Source organism: Moorena sp. SIO4G3, assembly GCF_010692305.1.
GTDB lineage: Bacteria > Cyanobacteriota > Cyanobacteriia > Cyanobacteriales > Coleofasciculaceae > Moorena > Moorena producens_A.
The window spans coordinates 1-3232 of the sequence record NZ_JAAHIG010000607.1 but is presented as its reverse complement, the minus strand read 5'-3'; the positions used below and the strand labels follow the sequence as shown (position 1 = coordinate 3232).

Below are 3232 nucleotides of genomic sequence, written 5' to 3'. Positions count from 1 at the left end.
TGGGAGATAGGGAGATGGGGAGATGGGCAGATGGGGAGATGGGGAGATGGGGAGATGGGGAGATAGGGAGATAGGGAGATGAAATCGATGTGTAGTAGTAATTTCCGAAATTGGTAGGATTTCTAGCCTACTCCACTTCAGTAATGCCACCGATTAAGATGGGAAATAGGAACTAATTTCTCAATCTTGTCACAACAACCAACAATGAAAGGACTCTGGCTCGAAAACCAGCAACTGCAAGTGCGCACTGACCTACCTGTGCCATCACCACCTTCTGATGAAGCCTTAGTGCGGGTGTTGCGTGCGGGGATATGCAACACGGATTTGGAACTAATCCGAGGCTATTACCCCTACAAAGGTATATTAGGTCATGAATTTGTTGGTGTTGTGGAAGATGGACCAGAGAATTTAGTCAACCAGCGGGTGGTGGGAGAAATTAATGCCGCCTGTGGTGAGTGTCGATTTTGTAGAAGTGGACAACCGACTCACTGCCAAAACCGTACTGTCTTAGGTATTGTTAACCGAAACGGAGCCTTTGCTGACTATCTGACCTTGCCCGTAAAAAACTTACATCGGTTACCCGATACTATTTCTACTGATGCTGCCACCTTTACTGAGCCCTTGGCTGCTGCTCTGGAAATTCAGGAACAAATCAGGGTTGCTCCCGATCAACAAGTGGTAGTAGTGGGAGATGGTAAGCTCGGACAACTGGTGGCACAAACCCTAGCCCTAACGGGCTGCGATTTGCTAGTAATTGGCCGTCATCACGAGAAATTGGCCAATTTAGAAGCCAGAGGAATTAAGGTAGGCTTTGCCGATGCCATCACTAACGGTAGTTTCGATATCTCAGTGGAGTGTACTGGCAACCCCGAAGGCTTTGCCCTTGCCCGTCGAGCCTTGCGCCCACGAGGTACCCTGGTATTAAAAAGTACCTATGCTGGCAACCTAACCTTTGATGCCTCGTCTCTGGTAGTAGACGAAATTACTCTAATCGGTTCCCGTTGCGGTCCGTTTAAACCAGCCATTGATTTATTATCACAAGATAAAGTAAATGTCAACTACCTAATCCAAGCTCATTACCCAGTTGAAGAAGGGTTAACCGCCTTTAACCATGCCCAGCAGCGGGGAGTCTTGAAAATATTACTGACCATGGATCAGAACTCTTGAAAGATTAGTAATAGGTGATGGCATGAAGCGATCAGCGGTCAGCGGTCAGCTATCAGCTATCAGCTATCAGCTATCAGCTATCAGCTTAAGTCATTGCTGAATCTTCCGATCAATATCAGTAGAATGGGCATCCTGCCCGCCTGGGAATTGTAACAGGCAAGATGCCCGTTCCACCAAGATGCCCGATACAGGCAAGATGCCCGTTCCACCAAGATGCCCGATACAGGCAAGATGCCCATTCCACCAAGATGCCCGATACAGGCAAGATGCCCATTCCACCAAGATGCCCGATACAGGCAAGATGCCCATTCCACCAAGATGCCCGATACAGGCAAGATGCCTGTTCCACACTCCCGATTCCCTATTCCCTACTCCCTATTCCCTTTATTAAACTATGACTTATCAACAACAATCCGAATTCGAGAAATCTCTTAATATCCGTGCGATGACCACCAAACAAATTTGGTCTTATGCTACTGGAATGTTAGCGATTTGTATGATTTTTGCCCCAGGCAAATATAAGTTAGCCATACCGATGATTGTGATCGGGGGCGCAGCAAGTAGCACCGCTTTTGTTTGGCACTCTCATAACAAGTCCGATAAAACCCTTCTTCCTAATCAAGTTCAACAAATAGAAGAACGCCTCGGTAACATAGAAACTATTGTGGGACGGGATGATTTGGAAGTAAATTTGAAACTTAAACAGTTAGAGGAAAAGATATAGCATTTTCAGTTTAAATGTGAAACTAAGATTAAAGGCAAAAGGCAATAGGCAATAGGCAAAAGGCAAGATATAAAAGGCAAAAGGCAAGATATAAAAGGCAAAATCAGGAAAGAGATCGGAGGATTTTTTGGTCTTATCCTAAATAAGCATTTGGTTTCATGATATATTTTGCAATGGGGTAAAATTGGTATTCGAGATGTAAACTAAGAAGGTCTTTTTTTATTTTCCTATAAAACTCTGGAGCTATTTCCCCTCCTGGGAGGGGTTAGGGGTGGGTTACTCTTGCCTCTTGCCTCTTGCCTTTTGCCTATTGCCTTTGGGTGCATCTCATTTTTGCTGTTTGACTCGGTGGTGCGTTACGGGGTGGGCTATTTCAATGGTGGCGAAGAGGTAGAAAATCAGGGCGAGCCCACCCCTAACGCACCCTACGCAAAATTTACAAAAGTGAGATACACCCTTGCCTTTTGCCTCTTGCCTCTTGCCTCTTGCCTCTTGCCTCTTGCCTAAAGGAGTATGTTCACAACTAAAATAAAAATGCTATATAAATATGTAACTGCTACACTGTCTACACTACTCCTAGCACTACTAATTGGATGTAATGGGGCGGATTCCCCATCTCCTGATCCAGATGCTTCCAAGTCCTCAGAACCAGAGAATGCACTAAAGGTGATCCAAAAGCCTGATCAACCCCTAACCGTTGCGGAAACGAATCCTAATCCAGGAAGCCAACAGAGTGTTGACCAATACCTGAAAGGATTATCGGCCAAAGGGATGACTAAGACCAATCAAGGCATATGGATCGAATCAGGAGATACCCTCTTAGCTAATCACCAAGGCACTATTCCCTTACCCGCAGCATCCCTTACCAAAGCAGCCACCACCCTAGCCGCTCTTTCTACTCTTGGTCCTGACCACCAATTCATTACCAAATTTAGCGCCACCGGACCGATTGAGAACGGGGTGCTACAAGGAGACCTAGTGGTTGAAGGGTCAGAAGACCCGTTTTTTGTCTGGGAAGAAGCCATAGTAGTAGGCAACCAGTTAAATCAGTTAGGAATCAAGCAAGTAACCGGTAATTTGGTGATTGTGGGTAAGTTTTATATGAATTTCGAGAGCTTACCCCTCAAAGCTGGCACTCTGCTCAAGCAAGGCTTGAATGGTAAGAGTTGGCCACCAGCAGCAGAAACTCAGTATCAGACCTTACCCCCGGGTACCCCTAGACCAGAAATTGCGATCGCAGGCTCTGTGCAAGTAGTAGCTTCACCCCCTGACAATCTACAGCCCCTAGTGCGCCAGTATTCCTTTCCCCTGGCGGAACTGCTGAAGAAAATGAATCGCTAC

5 protein-coding genes are annotated in these 3232 nt (G+C 46.1%); 4 read left to right on the top strand and 1 reads right to left on the bottom strand.

Annotated elements, in window-relative coordinates:
• Positions 1-204 precede the first annotated feature (204 nt).
• Positions 205-1167: an alcohol dehydrogenase catalytic domain-containing protein gene (locus F6J99_RS43540; RefSeq protein ID WP_293123297.1), complete on the top strand. Its 963-nt coding sequence runs from the start codon at positions 205-207 to the stop codon at positions 1165-1167.
• A gap of 90 nt (positions 1168-1257) precedes the next feature.
• On the opposite strand, the gene F6J99_RS43535 is transcribed toward F6J99_RS43540, so the two are convergent.
• Positions 1258-1518 (bottom strand): hypothetical protein, encoded by a 261-nt coding sequence (locus tag F6J99_RS43535; protein ID WP_293123294.1) that lies wholly within the window; start codon positions 1516-1518, stop codon positions 1258-1260.
• Positions 1519-1561: 43 nt separating this feature from the next.
• On the opposite strand from F6J99_RS43535, the gene F6J99_RS43530 reads away from it, so the two are divergent.
• The 3 genes from F6J99_RS43530 to F6J99_RS43520 all read left to right on the top strand — a co-directional run.
• The gene (locus F6J99_RS43530; RefSeq protein WP_293123291.1) at positions 1562-1891 is read left to right on the top strand and encodes a hypothetical protein; all 330 of its coding nucleotides are present in this window, start codon (positions 1562-1564) and stop codon (positions 1889-1891) included.
• A 282-nt stretch (positions 1892-2173) separates the two neighbouring features.
• Positions 2174-2398 (top strand): hypothetical protein, encoded by a 225-nt coding sequence (locus tag F6J99_RS43525; protein ID WP_293123288.1) that lies wholly within the window; start codon positions 2174-2176, stop codon positions 2396-2398.
• Positions 2399-2425: 27 nt separating this feature from the next.
• Positions 2426-3232, top strand: an 807-nt coding sequence (locus F6J99_RS43520) for a D-alanyl-D-alanine carboxypeptidase (RefSeq protein ID WP_293123285.1), incomplete at its 3' end; no start/stop codon positions are given.